Origin of the sequence: Polaribacter septentrionalilitoris (assembly GCF_009832745.1) — a bacterium.
GTDB lineage: Bacteria > Bacteroidota > Bacteroidia > Flavobacteriales > Flavobacteriaceae > Polaribacter > Polaribacter septentrionalilitoris.
The window spans coordinates 47,003-67,854 of the sequence record NZ_VRMJ01000036.1 but is presented as its reverse complement, the minus strand read 5'-3'; the positions used below and the strand labels follow the sequence as shown (position 1 = coordinate 67,854).

Annotated in this window: 16 protein-coding genes; 7 read left to right on the top strand and 9 right to left on the bottom strand. The window is 29.8% G+C overall.

Going from position 1 to position 20,852, the window contains the following annotated elements:
- Nucleotides 1–23: 23 nt before the first annotated feature.
- The 5 genes from FP421_RS09885 to FP421_RS09865 form a co-directional block, all read right to left on the bottom strand.
- A complete protein-coding gene (locus FP421_RS09885) occupies nt 24–1,748 on the bottom strand; it encodes an alpha-amylase family glycosyl hydrolase (protein WP_236548094.1) in 1,725 nt (574 codons plus the stop codon).
- Nucleotides 1,749–1,779: 31 nt separating this feature from the next.
- Nucleotides 1,780–2,718 carry a carbohydrate kinase family protein gene (locus FP421_RS09880; protein ID WP_236548093.1) on the bottom strand — a complete coding sequence of 313 codons (939 nt, stop codon included), beginning with the start codon at nt 2,716–2,718 and terminating at the stop codon, nt 1,780–1,782.
- A gap of 52 nt (nt 2,719–2,770) precedes the next feature.
- On the bottom strand, nt 2,771–4,087 hold the full coding sequence (locus FP421_RS09875) for an MFS transporter (protein WP_159950120.1): 1,317 nt from the start codon (nt 4,085–4,087) through the stop codon (nt 2,771–2,773).
- Nucleotides 4,077–4,442, bottom strand: a complete 366-nt coding sequence (locus FP421_RS09870; RefSeq protein ID WP_159950118.1) for a glutaredoxin family protein — start codon at nt 4,440–4,442, stop codon at nt 4,077–4,079. Before FP421_RS09870 ends, FP421_RS09875 begins: the two co-directional genes overlap by 11 nt.
- A gap of 116 nt (nt 4,443–4,558) precedes the next feature.
- A complete protein-coding gene (locus FP421_RS09865) occupies nt 4,559–7,183 on the bottom strand; it encodes a TonB-dependent receptor (protein WP_159950116.1) in 2,625 nt (874 codons plus the stop codon).
- A 182-nt stretch (nt 7,184–7,365) separates the two neighbouring features.
- Here FP421_RS09865 and FP421_RS09860 point away from each other — a divergent pair, with 182 nt between their 5' ends.
- The 3 genes from FP421_RS09860 to FP421_RS09850 all read left to right on the top strand — a co-directional run bounded on the left by FP421_RS09860 (nt 7,366) and on the right by FP421_RS09850 (nt 11,207).
- Nucleotides 7,366–8,385, top strand: a complete 1,020-nt coding sequence (locus FP421_RS09860) for a LacI family DNA-binding transcriptional regulator (RefSeq protein ID WP_159950114.1) — start codon at nt 7,366–7,368, stop codon at nt 8,383–8,385.
- A 94-nt stretch (nt 8,386–8,479) separates the two neighbouring features.
- Entirely contained in the window at nt 8,480–10,951 is a 2,472-nt protein-coding gene (locus tag FP421_RS09855; RefSeq protein WP_159950112.1) for a DUF5686 and carboxypeptidase regulatory-like domain-containing protein, read from the top strand.
- Nucleotides 10,952–10,964: 13 nt separating this feature from the next.
- Nucleotides 10,965–11,207, top strand: coding sequence for a MoaD/ThiS family protein (locus FP421_RS09850; RefSeq protein ID WP_159950110.1), 243 nt, complete (start codon nt 10,965–10,967; stop codon nt 11,205–11,207).
- Here FP421_RS09850 and FP421_RS09845 read toward each other — a convergent pair whose 3' ends face one another.
- The gene (locus tag FP421_RS09845; RefSeq protein WP_159950108.1) at nt 11,208–11,480 is read right to left on the bottom strand and encodes a DUF3817 domain-containing protein; all 273 of its coding nucleotides are present in this window, start codon (nt 11,478–11,480) and stop codon (nt 11,208–11,210) included.
- A gap of 169 nt (nt 11,481–11,649) precedes the next feature.
- On the opposite strand from FP421_RS09845, the gene FP421_RS09840 reads away from it, so the two are divergent.
- Nucleotides 11,650–12,072, top strand: coding sequence for a molybdenum cofactor biosynthesis protein MoaE (locus tag FP421_RS09840; protein WP_159950106.1), 423 nt, complete (start codon nt 11,650–11,652; stop codon nt 12,070–12,072).
- A 148-nt stretch (nt 12,073–12,220) separates the two neighbouring features.
- Here FP421_RS09840 and FP421_RS09835 read toward each other — a convergent pair whose 3' ends face one another.
- The 3 genes from FP421_RS09835 to FP421_RS09825 form a co-directional block, all read right to left on the bottom strand.
- Complete coding sequence (locus FP421_RS09835) at nt 12,221–13,957, bottom strand: DMP19 family protein (RefSeq protein ID WP_159950104.1); 1,737 nt, start codon at nt 13,955–13,957, stop codon at nt 12,221–12,223.
- A 236-nt stretch (nt 13,958–14,193) separates the two neighbouring features.
- The gene (locus FP421_RS09830) at nt 14,194–15,213 is read right to left on the bottom strand and encodes a COX15/CtaA family protein (RefSeq protein ID WP_159950102.1); all 1,020 of its coding nucleotides are present in this window, start codon (nt 15,211–15,213) and stop codon (nt 14,194–14,196) included.
- A 97-nt stretch (nt 15,214–15,310) separates the two neighbouring features.
- Entirely contained in the window at nt 15,311–15,502 is a 192-nt protein-coding gene (locus FP421_RS09825; protein WP_159950100.1) for a cold-shock protein, read from the bottom strand.
- 393 nt (nt 15,503–15,895) lie between these two features.
- Here FP421_RS09825 and FP421_RS09820 point away from each other — a divergent pair, with 393 nt between their 5' ends.
- The 3 genes from FP421_RS09820 (at nt 15,896) to FP421_RS09810 (ending at nt 20,851) form a co-directional block, all read left to right on the top strand.
- Entirely contained in the window at nt 15,896–17,170 is a 1,275-nt protein-coding gene (locus FP421_RS09820; protein ID WP_159950098.1) for a ribonucleotide-diphosphate reductase subunit beta, read from the top strand.
- A gap of 3 nt (nt 17,171–17,173) precedes the next feature.
- Nucleotides 17,174–18,958 (top strand): ribonucleoside-diphosphate reductase subunit alpha, encoded by a 1,785-nt coding sequence (locus tag FP421_RS09815; protein WP_159950096.1) that lies wholly within the window; start codon nt 17,174–17,176, stop codon nt 18,956–18,958.
- A 132-nt stretch (nt 18,959–19,090) separates the two neighbouring features.
- Nucleotides 19,091–20,851: a Na/Pi cotransporter family protein gene (locus FP421_RS09810; RefSeq protein ID WP_159950094.1), complete on the top strand. Its 1,761-nt coding sequence runs from the start codon at nt 19,091–19,093 to the stop codon at nt 20,849–20,851.
- Nucleotide 20,852 lies beyond the last annotated feature (1 nt).

Sequence of the window (20,852 nt, the reverse complement as noted above, 5' to 3'; positions counted from 1 at the left end):
AGAATAACACTCTCAAATAAAGTTTAGAAATTCATTTTTTTTATGATATTGTTGTCAGAATAATTAATTTTAAAGGAGAGTGTATTTAAATTTGCTCTTAAATGTGCAAACTCTTTATTATTAGTCCAAGTTATGTCTAATTCGTTTACTTTAGAATTATTGATTTCTATTGTACCTAAAAATGCTTTAGAAGTATTTCTTAATCGTATTATCTTAAGTTGATTCTTAACAATTTCTGTTTGTAAACCTTGTTCTATGTCTTGTAGAGAAAGTGTTGTTCTATTAATTTCTTTATGACCACCACTACCACCTTTATCTGCAGCTTTATAATTGTTTTTACCTGCAAATAGGTCTAAATACCAAACTTGCGGAATACCAGGTATAAATAGTTGAATGGCTCTGGCTAATAATAGTTTTTTTTCATCTTCGCCCAAAGCACTAAAAAAGGTAGCATTTACTTGGTAATAGGATATTTTTTTTCCTGATGGATCGTATAAGTTTTTTACTCTTCCACCACGTTCCATAATTGTATTCATTATAGATTCTATTTCATTATCTTCTAGTAACCCTTTGTTATAAATGCCATTAACTTCTTTTCCTTTTAAATCTAAAACAGGAATTCCATCATGGCACCCTAACATATTTACTGTTTTGTAGTTTTTTTCTACAATTTCATTTACCCAAGTAAGTAAAGCTTTGTTAGATGCTTTTTCTAAAGTGTGAATCATTAAACCAGGTAAGAAAAAATCATATATTTGATAACCTTCTTTGGCAACCTCATCATGTAACTTTAAACCATATTCAGCATGTATTTCTGGAAGTAGTATTAAATCATTTTTCTGAGCTATTTTATTAATTCTTTCTAAATAATTCCAAGTACCAGGTTTGTTAAAAAAGTTGGTTTGCCCAATTTCTTTATGCAAATAGGCAAAAGCATCTAATCTTAAAATAGAACAGCCAAAGCTTTTTACCTTGGCTAAAGTTTCTTCATAAAATTCCCAAACCAATTCCGATTTGGCATTGACATCCATTTGACCAAGGTAAGTTGCTTTACGGTTAACTAGAGCAAGTAAATCTTTTTTATATTCATGAAAACCTTCGAAATCTATTGATGATAGGTTTTTATTTTTGTCAATAACTGAATTGATTTTATGACAAACTAATTCAGCTTTTTCGGAAAGTTGGGGAATAATTTCAATAATATCTTTTATGGTGATTTTATTGTATTTAATATCTTGATAAAAAGTGTTCCAATATGGTTTTTCTGTACCATCAGGAAAAGGAACTTTTAATATTGGAAGCCCTGATTTTCTCATAAATAATTTATTGAGAAATGCTGCTTTTGGAATAATGATATCATCATCATTAACCTCTCCATTACCTTTCCAAAATTCATTCCAGTTGATAAAAAAATCTTTGAATTTAGAATTCTCTCCGTTTTTTAAAAGATCTTTAAATTGAGGAGAAGCTACAGAAAGATGATTTAAAACAATGTCAAATTTTAAATCGATATTCAATTCTTTTAAAGCTTTTAAATCGTCTTTAGAAACTAATTCTTTATTGATGTTATAATCAATAATAGAAAAACCTCTATCTAAATCACTATTAAAAAAAGTAGGTAGCACATAAAATAAAGAAAAAACATCTTTAAATTCTGGCTTTTGTAACATTTTAATCGTGTCACTTAATTTATGACCAATGCTATCTGGGTATGCATTTAACATTACACCATTTGAGAGACTCTTCATTTTTTCTTGATTCATAATTTGTTAAATAAAATTATAAGAGTTTTGATAAAATATTGATATTGTCTGGTAATCTACCTACATTTTGTAGTTTTAATGCTGCTAATTTTAATGCAATTTGTAAGCATTCTTCGATAGTTTTTTCTTTCATGTATGCAAATAAAAAACCCGACCAAAAAGCATCTCCAGCTCCTGTTGTATCCATTACCTTTTCTATTTTTATAGCGGGTAATTGAATCATGTTTTTTCCTTTTTGAGAAAGTTTTACACCTTCACTTCCAAGTGTAAGGCATACAGTTTCTACCCCTAAATTGTGAAAGAACTCAAAAATTTCTTCATGAGGAAGTTGTTTTTCGAAAAGACGTAACATATCATCTTCACTAATTTTAATTAAAGGGTTTAAACTGCAATAGGTTTTAATAACATCTAGTGCTTCTTGCTTGCTAGACCAAAGTTTTTTAGCATAATTAATATCAATACTTAATGTGCAACCATTTTTAACGGCTTCTTTTGCTTTTTTAAGAATTGTGGTTTGAGCTGGGTTTTTGCTTAATGCAAAGCAAGTTGTGTGAAATATTTTTGTTTGTGATAACATTTCAGAAGTAATTTGATCTTCTGAAATGTGATAATCTGCATTTCTGTAAGGCATAAAATCTGGTGTGCCATTAGAACGAGATACAAAAATTACGCTCGTAGAATTATTTTCTGATTTTTTTAAATGGTTTGTGTTTACTTTTACTTCGTTTAGTCTTTTAAAAATGTATTCTCCAAAACCATCATTGCCAACCGCAGAAATCATATAAGGATTTAATCCTAATCTTGCTGAATTCATGGCAACATTGGCAGGAGAACCTCCTAAATAGCGATGGTAATCTCTTGTTTCGTTGATGAGTACATTATTTTGATGGCCTATAAAATCGATTAAGACTTCGCCAACGCATAAAATATCTATGTTTTTAATAGTGTTTTTCAAAATTAATTTCTTTATCAGTTATTTCTTTTTGGATGCAAATTGTATCTTAAATTTAGTCTGCAATTGATTTTGGTTCTTTAAGTCTAAGTGCTAAAAAACCAGAAATTATAAAAAAGGCACCTCCTAGTAAAATGGCATTTATTGCACTATTATTTAAAAGGTTTTTTACAATTGGCCCAAAAGTTAAAGTTTGAATTCCCATTGGAATTACAATCATCATATTTAAAATACCCATATATACACCACGTCTTTCTTGAGGTACTATTTTAGATACCATAGAATATGGAATACCCATCATTGCTGCCCATCCAATACCAAATAAAACCATAGGTAAAATAACTAATGTTGGGTCTTGAATATTAGGTATGCTTAGCATAGCAATACCTGTTAAAAAGAGACTAATTACATACACCTTTTTACCACCCCATTTTAGAGCAAAAGGCACTAATGCTAAAGCAAAAACAATAGTAGAAATATTATATGTTGTGTTCATTTTTGCAGCCTGACTTAATGCTTCTGATTTATTAAAACCCATGCTTTCTTCGAACATTGGCGAAATAAATTGCCAATAAATAAATAGGGCATACCATTGAAAAAGGTAGACTCCTGCTAATTTCCACATAAATTTTGGCATGTCTTTTATAGCACCAACTATTTCATTAAAAGGCGTTTTTACTCTATCTATAAAAGATAGTTTATTGTGTTGTTCTATTTCTTTTAATTCTTTTTCTGATGGAGGTATTTCTGGAGTTTTTAATACCGACCAAAGTATGGTTGCAATAGATAAAATTGCGCCTATAAAAAAGGAGTAATACAACCATCTAGGAATTGCTTTTACAGTTTCATCAACATTTTCTGCACCACCAAATTGATCTTGAAAAATAAATATAGATGCGTTTGCCAAAACAATACCTGCACCAACAAATAAACTTTGCATTTGATAACCAAAACTTAATTGTTTGTTTGGTAATTTATCACCCACAAAAGCACGATAAGGCTCCATAGCCATATTGTTACCAACATCTAAGATCCATAGTAAACCTACAGCAAACCATAAAGATGGACTGTATGGAAATGCGAACAAACACAAACTACCTATTAATGCTCCTATTAAGAAAAATGGTTTTCTTCTTCCAAAACGTGGAGACCATGTTTTGTCTGAAATTGCACCAATAATTGGTTGAATAATTAAACCTGTAACTGGGCCAGCAAGATTTAATAAAGGTAAATCTTCATGACTTGCACCTAAAAATGAGAAGATTGGGTTTACAGCTGTTTGTTGTAAGCCAAAACTGAATTGAATGCCTAAAAAACCAACATTCATATTAAATATTTGCCAGAAACTTAGTGTAGGTTTTTTAATTTTCATCTTTTTCTATTTTTTTAGCTAAAACTTTTAAAAACTCTTGTAGGTTACCTTTGTTTAAAAAAACATCTCCTTTATTATCTACCACAGGTAAACTTAAAGTATGAATAGGAATATTATTTTTTTGAAGTTTTACTAACATTTCTTGTTCCTTTATTTTATTTACATCAATATCGTAATAGGTGAATTTAATATTTTTTTCATTCAAAAATGCTTTTGTATCTATACAACTATGGCAACTATCGCTACCATATACAATCATTTTTTGTTTTTTTGATTCTCTATTTTGATGAAAAACTTCTTGTGCATTGCTTTGAAGTGATGTAAATAAAAGAACAATAATTATGAAATGTTTCATTTTAAAATATTTTTAGAATTTGATGATGATTGTTTTTGTTTTTAAAAAGTAGAGCCAATACATTTATCATTGGCTCCACTTTTAATTCAAATCAATAAAAAATTAACAAACTTTATTTAAAAACTATATTGTAATGTCATTGTTGTTGAACGACCAGAAATTGTTCTTGCAGCAGCTAAACCAGCAGCAATGTTTCCATTTCCTTCTACTTCAGTAACACCAATGGTATCGAATAAATTGTTTGCGTTAACACTTATTGATAATCCTTTTGTTAAGCTAACTCTTGCCATTGCGTTTACATAGGCATAACCTGGCATTACAAGGTCATTGTCATCTTGTGCAAAAGATTTAGATGTACCTAACACTGTGATTCCGAAAAGATGTTGTTTTTCTGCTCCAAAAGAATATGTAGGTGCAAAGTTGTATACAAAATCTGCTTGTCTTCTAGGTTTGTTTCCTTTATTTACTCCACCATCAATTTCTGCTTTTGTATAGGTAACTGAACCATTAATACTAAAATCTCCAAATCTATACGCAGATTCTACTTCTAAACCTAAAGCTTTAAAAGGATTTCCTACAGTTCTGTTTAACTCGTTACTAATACCTTCATCTGTGTTACTTAAAAAACCTGTAACATTTAAAACACCATCAGTAAGTCTCTTTTTTAAACCAACTTCAAATTGAGAAATCTCATCAAACTGTACATCTCCTAAGCCATCTGCACCATACGTGTTTCTATCTGCTGCTCTACCAGAAGCACCTTTACTAAATCTACCAAAAACAGCAGCTCCATCATTAATTTTATAGTTTAAACCAGCAGAGTAAGAAACAAAATTATAATCATCGCTAATTGCTTGACCAGGGTTACCAGCTATAGTTGGTATGGTTTTTTCAAAAGGACTAATTACACCATCACTATTGTAATCGAAACCAATTAAATCTCCATTTGCATCTAAATTACTTAATTGCCCTGAATTGATTGTTCCATTAACATTTACATTTTCAAAACGAATACTACCATCAAAATTTAATTTTTCAGAAATTTCTGCATCTACGCCTACGTAAGGAGAATTTACATTGTGTACAGTGTTGTATTTTCTTTGACAACAGTTACCCCAAACTGGCTGACCAAAAGAGTAAGCACCACCTTGTGAAAATCCATCAAAAACACCTAATCTTGCTTTACCATCTCCTGCAACTTCAGAAATTGCGGAACTCCATTGCCATCCTATTTTTGTGTTTTGTGTTGCAGAGAACATCCCAACAGTAAGTCCTATATTGTCATTAAGTGATTTTGTAACTTTTATATCACTAAAAAAGTTGCTTAAATCTTCAATAGTTACATCAAAATATCTAATATCTTGCGCTAAGCCATTTGCAGGATTAAATGGTGATCCATCTTGATATGTTAAAGCACCAGTTGCACCTGAAGCACCTCTTGTTAAGGCTTCTATATCTGCTACTGTACCTACATTTGCTGTAAATGGAGCGTTCCATTGACCAGAATTGTTAGAATATCTTGCTTTACCGTTTACTTTCCAATCATCACCTAAATCAAAAGAAAACTCAGCACCAACAGAAGCACTTACTGGGTTGTTACCATTTCTCATATCATTTTGAGTTGGATTACCATCATACACACTATATGTATTTTGAATGTTTATAGAATGTGGAGTGTCTGAAGTAATATCAAAACCTGGTAAATTACCAAAAGTAGGGTTAGCATTTGTACCTGTTAAACTTACTGGCATTGGCATATACATTACAGATCTATCGTTTAAATACTTAAAATAAGTACGTACATACCCGTTTTTAAACTCTTTAGTAAGGTTTGCTTTTAATTGTCCTCCTTTATTACCTTGGTAGCCTATTTTTCTTGGGCCTTCTCCAACACGCATAAAACCACCAATATGATAAAATAGACCTTCTCCAATTGGAGTACCATATTCGAAGTCTAATCTACTAGTTTGAAAATCTAAACCATAAGTTGCTTCTATAGAACCACCTTCTGTTCTTCCTGTTTTACTAATCATATTAATAATTCCGGCAGGACCATTAGAGGTTTGTGTAGAAGCAGAACCTCCTCTAATCGCTTCAACTCTGCCAATATTAGAGTCTATACGTAAAAAGTTATCTGCATTTCCAAAAGAAGTATCTCCAAATAACATAATAGGTAAACCATCTTCTTGTAATTGTAAATATCTAGAACCACCTGAAGAGACAGGTACACCACGTACATTAAAGTTTGCGTTACCCTCACCACCTGAAGACTCTGCACGAATACCAGGGATACTTCTAAAAAGCTCACCTGAAGATCTTGGAGATGCTTGTTTTATTTGTTTGATACCTACAGTAGAAACAGAAATACTAGATTCTATTTTAGATTTAGGATTTACAACCCCAGTAACTATAATTTCATCTAACGATTGAGCATTTTCTTTAATAACAATGTCTAATTTTAGATTTCCATTTACCGTAATTTCTTTTGTAAAATTATCATAACCGATATAAGATGCTACAATTGTGTAAGTTCCGTTGGTAACGTTTGTAATTTTGTAGTTCCCGTCAAAGTCTGAACTAGCTCCTTTATCTGTTCCCTTTAAAAGGATGTTTACACCAGGTACTAAATTACCACTGTTGTCTTTAACAGTTCCAGAAATTGTTGACTGTGCAACAAAAGCTGTCGAAGATAGCATAAGTACTATCAAAAGCAAATTTTTAAAGTTGAATTGTTTCTTCATTTTAGTATTAATTTAATAAAAAAGTTAATTATTTTTTGTCAAATGTATTTTTATTGGTTTTTAAATTATCAAATAAATAAATCGAAAACGTTTTCGATTTTCCGAAAACGTTTTCGATTGAGATAATTTAGTATATTTACATGGTAAAATAGTAGAGTTTAATTTTATAACAATATGATTTTTTGGTCACACTTAAACAAATAGCGGAAGAATTGGGTATTTCCATAACTACGGTATCTAAAGCTCTTAAAGAATACCCTGATGTTAGTAAAAAAACCAGAAAGTTGGTTCGGGAAACTGCTGCTATGTTAAATTATAAACCAAATTCTTTTGCTGTAAATTTAAGAACAAAAGAATCTAAAACTATTGGTTTAATAATTCCTGAAATTGTACACCATTTTTTTTCAAGTGTTATTAAAGGGATTATTTCTCAAGCAGAAAAAAAGGGATATTTGGTAATTACACTTCAATCTAATGAGTCTTATGAGCTAGAAAAAAAACAGATAGATTTACTCATTAGCAAAAGAGTTGATGGTATTTTAATTTCTTTAGCAAATGGTACTGCAGATTATAAACATATATCAGAAATTATAGAACACGAAACACCTTTGGTAATGTTTGACAAAATTGCCAAAGTAGTAAAATGTTCTAAAGTTATTATAGACGACAGAAAAGCTGCCTATAAAGCCACACAATATTTAATTGATATTGGTTGTAAAAGAATTGCACATTTTAGAGGTCCGTTATTACCACAAAACTCAATAGATAGGTTTTTAGGCTACAAGCAAGCTTTAACCGATAACAATATAGTTTATGATCCCTCTTTGGTATATCTCCTAAATGATATGAGTTTTGAAGAAGGTAAATTTTATGCAAACCAATTATTAAAAGATCATACCAACGTTGATGGAATATTTATTAATACAGATTTAGTAGCCATTGGCGCCATATCAGAATTTAATAATAAAGGCATAAAAGTACCAGAACAAATAAATGTAATTGGTTTTAGTAATTGGTTTATGGCATCTGTAATTTCTCCTTCTTTAACAACTGTCAATCAACCAGGTTTTAAAATGGGAAAAGAGGCATTTAAATTGTTATATAAAGAAATAAAAAACAAAAAGAAAAACAAAAACATCCGTTATAATAAGGTTGTGTTAGAAACAGATTTAGTAATTAGAGAATCTACAAAAATCAAGTAGTCTTTTTTATGAAACCTTTAAGCTTGTTTAACAAAAAATAAGGGATTGATTGTAACATAAGTTCTATGTTTGCGTCTATCAACAAAAACCAACCATGAAAAAAATTACTTTTATTTTTTTGTTTCTAGTATCATTGTCAATTACCAGTCAAGTTGTAACAGGAAAAATAACAGATACAAATAATAATCCTTTGTCTTTTGTGAGTATTTACCTAGATAATACTGTTACAGGAACTACTTCTAATGATAATGGAGAGTATATTTTGCCTATCAGTAAAAAAGGAAAGTATATTATTGTCTTTCAGTTTTTGGGGTATAAAACATTGAAAAAAACAATAACAATTACTTCATTCCCTTATGAGTTAAATGTTTCTTTGGATGAAGAAAGTGTGCAATTGAGTGAGATATCTATTTCTACAAAAGATAATCCTGCTAATAGAATTATTAGAAATGTAATTGCCAATAAAGATAAAAATACAGATAAGTTTGCAAAATATACAGCCAAATTTTACAGTAGAGGTTTGTATAAAATAAAAAATGCACCCGAGAAGTTTTTAGGGCAAAATATGGGTGACTTTGGTGGAGGTTTAGATTCTACCAGAAGCGGAATTATCTATTTATCTGAAACTGTTTCTGAAATCAAATTTCAAAAGAAACCAAAGAGATTCAAAGAAAAAATCATAGCTTCTAAAGTTAGTGGTCAAGATAATGGCATCAGTTTTAACAGAGCAGAAGATGCGAATATTAATTTTTATGACAATAGTGTAGAATTTGGAAATGATTTGATTTCGCCAATATCAACAAATGCGTTTAGTTACTATAATTACAAATTAGAAGGAACGTTTTATGATAAAAACGGAAAACTAATCAATAAAATCAATTTAATTCCCAAACGTAAAAATGATCGTGTTTTTAATGGTTCTTTGTACATTGTAGAAAATGATTGGGCAATTTATGGGGCAGATGTTTCTGTAACTGGGGCGCAAGTTAATATACCTGTGGTAGATGTTTTGCATTTAAAACAAGATTATAATTATTCTAAAGAAAATGATGCTTGGGTATTAATTAGTCAAAGTATCGATTTTAAAGTAAATGCTTTCGGATTTAAATTTGACGGACGTTTTTCATCAGCTTATTCAGAATATGATTTCTCACCCAATTACACAGAAACAACTTTTACCAATGAAGTTTTAACTTTTGAAAAAGAAGCTACAGAAAAAGATTCTTTGTATTGGAATACTCTAAGACCTGTACCTTTAACTATAGAAGAGGTAAAAGATTATAAAATTAAGGATAGTATTAAAGTAGTTCGTAAATCTAAAACCTATTTAGACTCTGTAAATAAGGTGCAAAATAAGTTTAATGTATTATCGCCTATTACAGGGTATACCTATAGAAATTCTTATGAGAAATGGGCTTTAAATTTTAATGGGTTAATAGATGATTTTAGTTTTAATACAGTACAAGGATTCAATACATCATTAGGATTTACCTATTTTAAAAGACAAAATGACAAAGGAAAATGGATTAATTTCGGCGCAAAAGTTAATTATGGTTTATCAGACAAAACAATAAGACCAACGTTCTTTTTTAGTAAAAAATGGAATAACTTTTCTAGACCTAGAATGACAATTTCTGGAGGTATTACCACATCTCAGTTTAACGAAAGAGAACCTATTATGAAACTAAACAATACGTTTAGTTCTTTATTTGATAGACTTAATTTTTTAAAGATATATGAAAAATCTTTTGGTAGAATTGCTTATTCTGAAGAAATTAAAAATGGGATCTATTTCTCTTCTTCTTTAGAATATGCAAATAGAAAACCATTATTTAATACTACTAATTATTCTTTTGCAAGACAAAGTAAAACAGATCCTTATACTTCAAACAATCCTTTAAATACAACAGATTTTGTAAATGCTGCTTTTTACGAACATTCTATTGCTACTTTAAATATTGGCGCAAGATTTGTTTTTGGTCAGAAATATTTAAGTTATCCAGATAGTAAAGCAAATATTGGAAATGAAAAGTATCCGTCTTTGAGTGTACGTTATATAAAAAGGTTTGGCGCTTCTAATGCTGAGTTAAATTCAGATTTGTTTATAGCAGATTTAAGGCAAGATATTAGTGCAGGAAATTATGGGGACTTATCTTATCACATTAGAGGAGGAATGTTTTTAAAGCAAAAAAACATTGCTTTTATGGATTATTTACAGGCAAATGGAAACCAGTTAACTTTTCCATTAGACAATCAATTAAATAGTTTTGGACTTTTAGAATATTATAAATTCTACACCAATGACAAATATGCAGAAGCACATGTAGAGCATAATTTTAGAGGAGCTGTTTTAGGTAAAATTCCATTAATAAATAAGCTAAACTTTCATTTGGTGGGAGGAGCAAAAACTTTATTTATGGCTGATAAAAAACCTTACACAGAGTATTCTGTTGGTTTAGATAATATTGGTTTTGGTAAATGGCGTTTTTTAAGAGTAGATTATGTAAGGTCTAATTATGGAGGAATTAAAAATGATGGATTGTTATTTAGGTTAAGTTTGTTTTAACTAATTTTGAGTAATGAAAATTGAAACCCTTTTTTTTGGAATTACAACTGATTTGGTAAATACTTCAAGTATGGTTGTAGAGGTTGATAGAATTTTGAATATAGCCGAATTTAAGATTTTTCTAAAGGATAAATTTCCGCAGTTAGAAAACATCAATTCTTATGCTGTTGCTGTTAATGAAGCTTACGCAACTGATGATGTTGTTTTAAAAGAAAATGATACTGTAGCTATTATTCCACCTGTTAGTGGTGGATAATTATCTTAAATATTTTTTATCCACATAAAAAGTTCCAAAAGGAATTACAGAAGCTAATAATACAATACCAAAGGTTTTGCTATCCCAATTCATTTCTTTTTTAATTAAAAAAGCAAGAATAATGTATAGCATAAATAGTAATCCATGAGGCATACCAAATAGTTTTACAAAACTAGGGTCGTTTAATACGTATTTGTAATACAAACCTAAACTCATTAAAAGTAAGTAAGAGATTCCTTCTAAAAAACTAACAACTCTAAAGATATTCTTCATCAAAAAACGGATTTGTCATTGCGAGTTTACGAAACAATCTTTTGTGCTAGCAAGAGATAGTTTCATTAGAAAACCTTTATAATGACGTTTTATTTATAGAGTACAAAAATACAATATAGTTTACTTATTTTTGTCATAAGTGCTAAACTAGTTTTAGTATCTCAAAATCATGAAAAGAACCTCAATAAAAATAACCTCAGAAAAACTAAACCTGCAAGAATGCTACAGTTTTGTAGAAGATGAAGCTTGTGGTGGTATTTCAGCATTTATAGGTACTGTTAGAAATGATACTCAAGGAAAAGAAGTCACACAATTAGATTTTTCTACTTATAAACCTATGGCAATTAAAGAAATGCAGAAAATTGCTGATTTGGCACTAGAAAAATTTGAAATCAAAAAAATAGCCATTCATCATGCAGAAGGCATGTTGCAAATTAGAGATATTCCAGTGATTATTGTAGCATCTGCAAAACATAGAAAAGCCGCTTTTTTAGCTTGTGAGTTTGCCATTGATACCTTAAAAGAAACTGTTCCTATTTGGAAAAAAGAACACTTTTCTGACGGTGAAGTTTGGGTAAATGCGCATCCTTAATTAAACTTTTTTTAACGGTCTAGTATAAGAATAGTAGCGGATTTTACGCATGAACTTTTCGGCTAAACACAGACTTTTTTTAGATTTACTTTGTTTCGTTTTAACGATTAAACCGCTATTATTTTTATACATTGTTAGCTATAGTGTTTTATTCAGTCAGGTTTAATTTATATCGAACATAATGTATACTTTTTATCGGCTTTCCATCTTTTAAGGCAGGTTCAAATTTCAGTTCAACCATACTTGCTTTAACTTCTTTATCTAGCCACATATTGTCAGCAACAGCAAATTTTACATCCTCTACATTTCCTTTATTATCAACAAATAAATAGTAGCCATAAGACATTATATGGTCATCTCCATAAGCGTCAAAAATTGATTTTTCAGCCTTAAAGTTTTTGGCTATTATTTGGTCATTTATTGGTTCTGGTTGATTGTCAGCAAGTACATAATCCTCATAGTCTTTATAGCACCCATCGCATATTTTTGAAATAACATTTGTTTTGACTTTTGGATTTGTAAACTTTGTAAATTTTTTAGTTGAAATAGCTTTGCCATTTTCATAAACAGTTTCTTGTTCTAAATTTCCGTTATCATAGTAACTTCTTGTTATGCCGTGTTCTTTACCTTCTTTGAATTCTTGTTCTAAACTTACGATACCCTTTCGGATAGTCTTAGATTTCCCATCTCTAAGGTAATTTTTATATTCAGTTTCGTATATGGTTGTGCCATTAAATGAATTCCATTTGTTTATATAAAGGCCTGTTCCGTTTATTAAAGTTTGCTCTCCTTTTTCGTTCCAATAGTTTTCAAAATAAACTTGACCTTCTTTAAAATCTGCTTCTAGTTTTTTGCTTCCATCTTTCCAAAATTTCAGCCATTTTCCAGTTCTTGTAGTATTATCAATGAAATTTGATTGCTCTTTAAGTTGCCCATTATCATACCAATCTTTTGATTCGCCAAATTTTTGGTTGCCATCAACTTTTTTTGTTTCTAATTTTTTCTGGACTCCGTTTTCGTAGAACCATTTGTGTATTAGAGCTTCATTTGGTTTATCTTTTACAACCTTATATTTTAGTGTTCCGTTTTCGAAAAATTCTTCTCGCTCTCCAGTTTGTTCTCCTTTTTTGTAATCTATTTTTTCCTTTGGGTTACCGTTTTCAAAAAAAGATTTGAATTCTCCATTAATCACACCTTGTTCAAGCTGAAACTCTTCTTTAACTGTTTTGTCTGTATAAAAGGTTTTGCAAATTCCAGTAAAAGTTATATCAAATTCTTTTCCATCTTCATCAAGACAAATTTCGTTGGGGTTTTTACGAATGTATTTTTCAATTAAAGACATTGTCTTTTCATTCATTTCATAGTAATTGTCATCAAGTAAAGACATTTCATCAAGTCTATCATAAAGGTCGCTCCCAAACAAATCGCTTTCTTGTGCTTTGTCCATTAGCTTTTTATTTTTTTGATAGATTTTATCTGCCTTTTTAACCAGATTTGCCATTTCAGTATCTCCAATATGCTCCAATCCTTTAATTATTGTTGGAATATAAGGTCCATAGCCATTGTAGTAGAATTGAACAAATCCACCATTTGTAACTTGGGCATCTAAATACCACCAATAGTAAAGTGCTTTCTGTCCGTATGATAAAGATTTTCCACGTTCAATTTCTAACTCCTTGTCCTTTACAAATTTTGACATTGGTTCAAGTACAAACCATCCAAAATCAAAACCGCTTAATTTGAAGAATTCGCCTTTATTCAGTTCAGGACGAAAATGTTCGGTTTTATTAAATTCCCAATAAGGGTCATTTTCGTTTTGGGCTTTGCAACCAAACAGATTTAATAAGTTCATAATTATTATTGAAATGGTAAGTATTCTTTTCATTTGCGATGTTTCTTGAACATTATAGCTAACTAGTTATATCAAAACAATTAGTTCTTTTATCATGATTAATTGATGAGATGTACAATTTTTTTTAAAGTATTACAGGGTAAAATACATCTAAAAACAAAATATGTCAATCACTGAAAATGGGGTATTTTTTTCCTCACCGAAAATGGTGAGACGTCTCACGGTTTTCAGTTAATCGAAAATGGAAAGTTTAAGAAAATGCTAAAAAATTAAGTACTAATAGTCTTTCTACTCTGCAACCACAAATAAAATTGCAATCCAAATAAAATGGCACCAGACAATAAGTGTACAGCTTGTGTTCCCATAGGGAATTCAGCATAATACATTAAGATTCCCGTAATGGTTTCTAAAAAGATTAAGAACACAATCCAATTTACCAATTTATACCCTAATTTTTTTACTTGATTGATATAGAACATTCCTAAGTTTACTAAAACAATAGCAATGGTAAATGATCTGTGGAAGTAAAATTTAAAGTTGGGGTCTAATAAACTGTAATTTTTGTTCTCAAAACCCAATTGTTTTACTTGTTCGTCAATAAATTGTCTTACTTGAGTTCCCATTGCAATTTGTATCAACGAGAAAATAACAGAAACAATTAATAATTTGTTGAATAGCGAGTTGTAATTGTATTGTTTTTTATCAGAAACAATAAATTTGAGTTGTAATAAAAGTCCTATAATTAGTAAACCAACTACCATATGAATGGTAATAATTGTGGGTGTTAAGTTTGTATCTACCACTGTTTTTCCTAACCAAGCTTCAAATAAAATTAAAAAGAAGGCTGCAAAAGCCAATAATGGAATTCTCTTATCTGTTTTCCAAAATTTAGAAGCTCCATAAATTAGAAATAAGAAGACAAAACCAGCCAGTACAGAAACTAATCTGTTAATGTATTCTGTCCAAGTATGGTACTTGTTAAAAATGTTATAGTCGTGTTTGGTATATGTTTCCCAGTTGTTAGCATTAAATTGAGATGCAGTTTTGAAGTCTTTTTGAGCAACAAACAATTCTTCATCTTTTATAATAATGTAACCCTTTTTAAACTCGGTATTGGGTTTCCAAGTAATTTGTTCTTCTGATGTTGGAGGAATATAATATCCAAAGCATTTTGGCCAATCAGGACAACCCATTCCAGAACCTGTCATTCTTACAACTGAACCTGCTAAAAAAATTAAATACAAAGAAATAATTGCAATTTGAACAATCTTAGGAAACTTGCTTTTCATGGATTTGAAAGTTTTTACAAAAATAAGGCAAAAAAAAATCGCTTAAAATAAATTAAGCGATTTGTTACTATGTAAAAAAATTCTAAATAATATATTATTAGATAACTCTAACGTCTACTGCGTTTAAACCTTTTCTACCTTCTTTAAGATCAAATTCTACTGCATCACCTTCTCTAATCTCGTCTACTAATCCAGATACGTGCACAAAGTGCTCTGTTTTTGAATCATCTTCAACTATAAATCCAAATCCTTTAGATTCGTTGAAGAATTTTACTGTTCCGTTTTTCACTTTAAATATAAATAAATGTTAATAATATTGCAAATGTACGTTTATATATGCTAAGTTTTACAAAAGATGTGTTTTTAACAGTTTTGTTTAACCTTTTTTTTCTTATTGTGTATTTTTTTACCTAATTTTTTAGGGAAAAAACCCATCATAAAATAAAATTGAAAACCTTGTTTTAAGAATGTCAGTAAAAATAGTAGCTGTAGCGATTTTAATATTGTAAGTAATTGATATACAATTTATTGAAAATGTAATTTTATAGGTTAAAATTTAACAAAACTATAAATTTGTTAAAAACTTCAAGGGTTTTGTGAATAAGTATGACTTTCTTTTAAAAACAAAAATTACAATCTTTGTTAGGCTGTAAAATTAACATTAACTTAATACTTTATCATCGTGGAAATAACCCATATTATAAAAAGAGATTATCAAACAACACCTTTTGAGTTAGAAAAAATCACAAATGCGATAGAAAAAGCAATGAATACCGTAAATAACGGTACAAGAAAAGATGCTGTTGCAATTTCTAACATTGTTAACGGAGCTTTATTAGAAAGAAAGCTAAATGAACCATTGTACATACCAACTGTAGAACAAGTTCAAGATATTGTAGAGGTAAAATTGATGGATAGTCCTTTTCGTGATGTGGCAAAAGCTTACATCTTATATAGAGATGAGCAAGCGAGAAGTAGAAAAACAAATATTTTCGAAAAAAGAGTTAATTTAAAACCTTATGAGTATCCTAATTTGTATGAATATGTAGATGCAATTAGACATTCTTATTGGATACATACTGAGTTTAATTTTACAAGTGATATTCAAGATTTTAAAACACATCTTTCAGAAACCGAAAAACATGCCATAAAAAACACGATGTTGGCAATTTCTCAAATAGAAGTAGCCGTAAAATCTTTTTGGGGAGATATTTATAAAAAAATGCCAAAACCAGAAATAGGTTCTGTGGGTTCTACCTTTGCAGAAAGCGAAGTTCGTCATCATGATGCGTATTCTCATTTATTAGAGGTTCTAGGATTAAACAATGAGTTTAAAAATCTAAAAAAGAATCCTGTAATGATGCGTCGTGTCAACTATTTAGAATTGGCATTACAAAACTCAAAAAGCGAAGACAACAAACAATATTCAGAATCTATATTGTTATTTTCATTGTTTATAGAGCATGTTTCTTTGTTTTCTCAGTTTTTAATTATCATGGCGTTCAATAAATTTAAGAATGCTTTAAAAGGAATTTCTAATGTTGTTGAAGCAACTTCTAAAGAAGAACAAATTCATGGAGATTTTGGTATCGATGTTATCAAAATTATAAAAGATGAAAACCCAGAGTGGTTTGATGAAGATTATACATTGATGATTCAAGAAATGTGTAATGAAGCATTTTACGCAGAAAGCAAAATAGTAGATTGGATTTTCGAAAAAGGAGAATTAGACTTTTTACCTAAAAAGGTAATTAACGAATTTATAAAAAACAGATTTAACAAATCTTTAGAAAGTATTGACGTACCAAAAATATTTGACATTGACGAAGAATTACTCTCTGAAACAGAGTGGTTTGACGATGAGATTATTGGAACCAAACACGGAGACTTCTTCGTGAAGAGATCTATAAACTACAGTAAAAGAACAAAAAGTATAACTAGCGACGATTTATTTTAAACCATGAACCCAAACACTAAGCAAACAGCACAACAATCAAAAACAGACCACGAAAAATTAATTGAAGCAAGAAATTCTTCTAGAAAAGAAATTCTTGATAAAATGAAGACGCCAGAATACAAATGGTTGACAGAAAATAGTCGTAAATTCTTAGAATCTGGTTATTTAACTGAAGGTGCAACACCAGAAAGTAGAATAAGAGAGATTGCAGAGAATGCAGAAAAGATTTTAAACAAACCAGGTTTTGCAGATAAGTTTGAAAACTACATGGCAGAAGGATTTTATTCTTTAGCCTCTCCAGTTTGGTCTAACTTTGGTAAAAGAAGAGGTTTGCCAATTAGCTGTTTTGGTTCTCATGTTGCAGATGATATGGGAGATATTTTATTCTCTCAATCAGAAGTAGGAATGATGTCTAAATTAGGTGGAGGTACATCAGGTTACTTTGGTAAATTACGTCCAAGAGGAGCAGAAGTAAAAAATAATGGTTCGTCTTCTGGTTCTGTACACATTATGCAATTGTTCGAGAAAATGGTGGATGTAGTAAGTCAAGGTTCTGTAAGAAGAGGTCGTTTTTCTCCATACTTACCAATAGATCATCCAGATATTAAAGAATTCTTAGAAATTGGTACAGAAGGTAACCCAATTCAAGAGTTAACCCATGGTGTAACTGTTGGGAACCAATGGATGCAAGAAATGATTGATGGTGATGTAGAAAAAAGAAGTATTTGGGCAAAAGTATTGCAATGTAGAGGTGAAATAGGATATCCTTATATCTTATTTAGAGACAATGCCAACAATGGTACTGTAGATGTTTATAAAGACAAAAATTTAGAAATATATGCAAGTAACTTATGTACAGAAATCATGTTACCTTCTAATGATGATTGGTCTTTTGTATGTTGTTTGTCATCTATAAACGTGTTGCATTATGATAAATGGAAAGATACTGATGCTGTAGAAACATTAACGTATTTCTTAGATGCAGTGATGGAAGAGTTTATTACAAAGTTAGATGCTTATAAAGATTCTCCAAATAGAGATGATCAGTTTACGTTCCGTTTTATGGAAAAAGCATATAATTTTGCTAAAGACAATAGAGCATTAGGTTTAGGAGCATTAGGATGGCACTCATTATTACAATCTAAAATGTTACCTTTTGATAGTCAAGAAGCATATAATTTGAATAACGAAATCTTTAAGGTGATTAAAGAAAAGTCTTACAAAGCTTCAGAAGATATGGCTAAAGAATATGGTGAGCCAGCTATTTTAAAAGGATATGGTAGACGTAATGCAACTTTAAACGCAATTGCTCCAACAACATCATCAGCATTTATTTTAGGACAGGTTTCTCAAGGAATTGAGCCAATTTGGTCTAACGTATATGTAAAAGATATTGCAAAAATTAAAACAACAATCAAGAACCCAATTTTAGAAGCACTTCTAGAAGAGAAAGGAAGAAGTACACCAGATGTTTGGAGAAGTATTCGTGATAATGATGGTTCTGTACAACATTTAGATTTCTTATCTGAACATGAAAAAGATGTCTTTAAAACATACTCAGAAATTGATCAAAATGTAATTGTATATCAAGCTGCAAACCGTCAAAATCATATCGATCAAGGACAATCTATAAATATTATGGTACATCCAGATATGCCAATTAAAGACGTAAATAAAGTATACGTTAATGCTTGGCAATTAGGCGTAAAATCTATGTATTACCAGCACAGTATGAATGCTGCACAGAAATTCAAGCAAAAGAAAGAATGTGCTTCTTGTGAAGGGTAAGCATGTTTAAATTAAAAGGTGATAAAGAGAAGCAGAAATGCTTCTCTTTTTTTATTTTTTGAAATATAAAATGTAAGTTTACAAGATTCGCTTTATAAAGTAAAAAAAAGAAAACTTAAATAGTATTTTAAAATGATAAAGAAAATTTTATTTGTCACATTTTTATTGATTTTGGCAGTAATTTTATTCTTTAATCCTAATTTTAAAACAATTGCAACTGGTGTTGCCATTCTACTATTTGGAATGATCATGTTAGAAGAGGGATTTAAAGTTTTTACAAAAGGTCCTCTGCAAAACATCCTAAAAAAAGCAACAGATAAACTTTATAAAGGGATTACTGCAGGTGCTTTAGTAACAGCCTTAATACAATCTAGTTCTTTAGTTTCTGTAATTACAATATCATTTATAAGTGCTGGTTTAATAACGCTTTCTGGAGGTTTAGGGCTGATTTTTGGAGCCAATATTGGTACAACTGCTACAGCTTGGTTGGTTGCTGGTTTTGGTTTAAAAATTAAAATATCTGCATTGGCAATGCCAATGTTAATCTTTGGACTTATTTTTTCGTTTAAAAAGAATGCGAATTTAAAAGGAGTTGGAAATGTTTTAGCAGGTTTAGGTTTTTTCTTCTTGGGTATTCATTATATGAAAGAAGGCTTTGACTATTTTAAAGACTATATAGATTTAACTCAGTTTGCAGTTTCAGGTTATTTAGGAGCCATAATTTATGCTGGTTTAGGTATTGTTATTACAACAATACTGCAATCTAGTAGTGCAACATTAGCCTTAATTTTAACAGCTTTAGCTGCAGGACAAATAGAATATGAAAATGCATTGGCCTTAGCTATTGGAGCAAATGTAGGGACAACAATTACCGCAATTTTAGGTTCTTTAAGTTCTAATATTGCAGGTAAAAGATTGGCAATTGCCCATTTAATTTTTAATGTTTCAACAGGTTTAATTGCATTATTATTTATATTTCCGTTGGCTAACCTTGTCAATTCTGTATCAGAATTATTACATATTGGGAGTGAAGATTATACGTTAAAACTAGCCATATTTCATACTATTTTTAATGTTTTAGGGGTTGTGTTAATGATTCCGTTTATTAAAAGGTTAGAAAAATTCTTATTAAAACTATTTAGAGAAAGAGAAGACAAAGGTATAGATGAACCAAAGTTTTTAAACCCAGCTACCTTAGAGTTTCCTGGCGCTTTAATATCATCGGTTTTAAAAGAATCTAAATATTTATATAAAAACACCATTTTTAAAATAGTGGCACACGCATTAAGTATTCATAGAAATGATATTATATCTGATGAAAAAATAAAAGATATTATTAATAAGTCTGATGAAATCATACAAACCGATGTTGAAGATCTATATTACACTAAAGTAAAGAATATCTACGGACAAATAATACATTACACAACAAAAGGCCAACAAGATTTAAAACTTACCAATGCACAAAATAATAGGTTAGCAGAAATAAAACTGGCCAATAGAAGAATGGTTCAAATTATAAGAGATACAAGAGAATTAAGTAAAAATGTAACTAGGTTTTTAGAATCTGATAATGAGCATATTAAAAAAGAATATGATAAGTTTAGAAAAAAGGTTGTCAAAGTTTTAAGAGTTATTTATATGTTTAGGAAAAATGAAGAAAAAGAAATGTACTTTAACAAACTAATGAAATTAAAAAGTGAAGCAAAAAATGCAATTCATTCTGATAATAAATCATTAGATAAACTAATAAGAAAAGACTTAATTACTACAGATATGGCATCATCTTTAGTTAATGATAATGTAAATGTTAACGATTTGATTAAGAAATTAATTCAGGTAGCAGAATTATTATATTCAGAAAAAGATGTCATCTTAGAAAACGATAAATAAA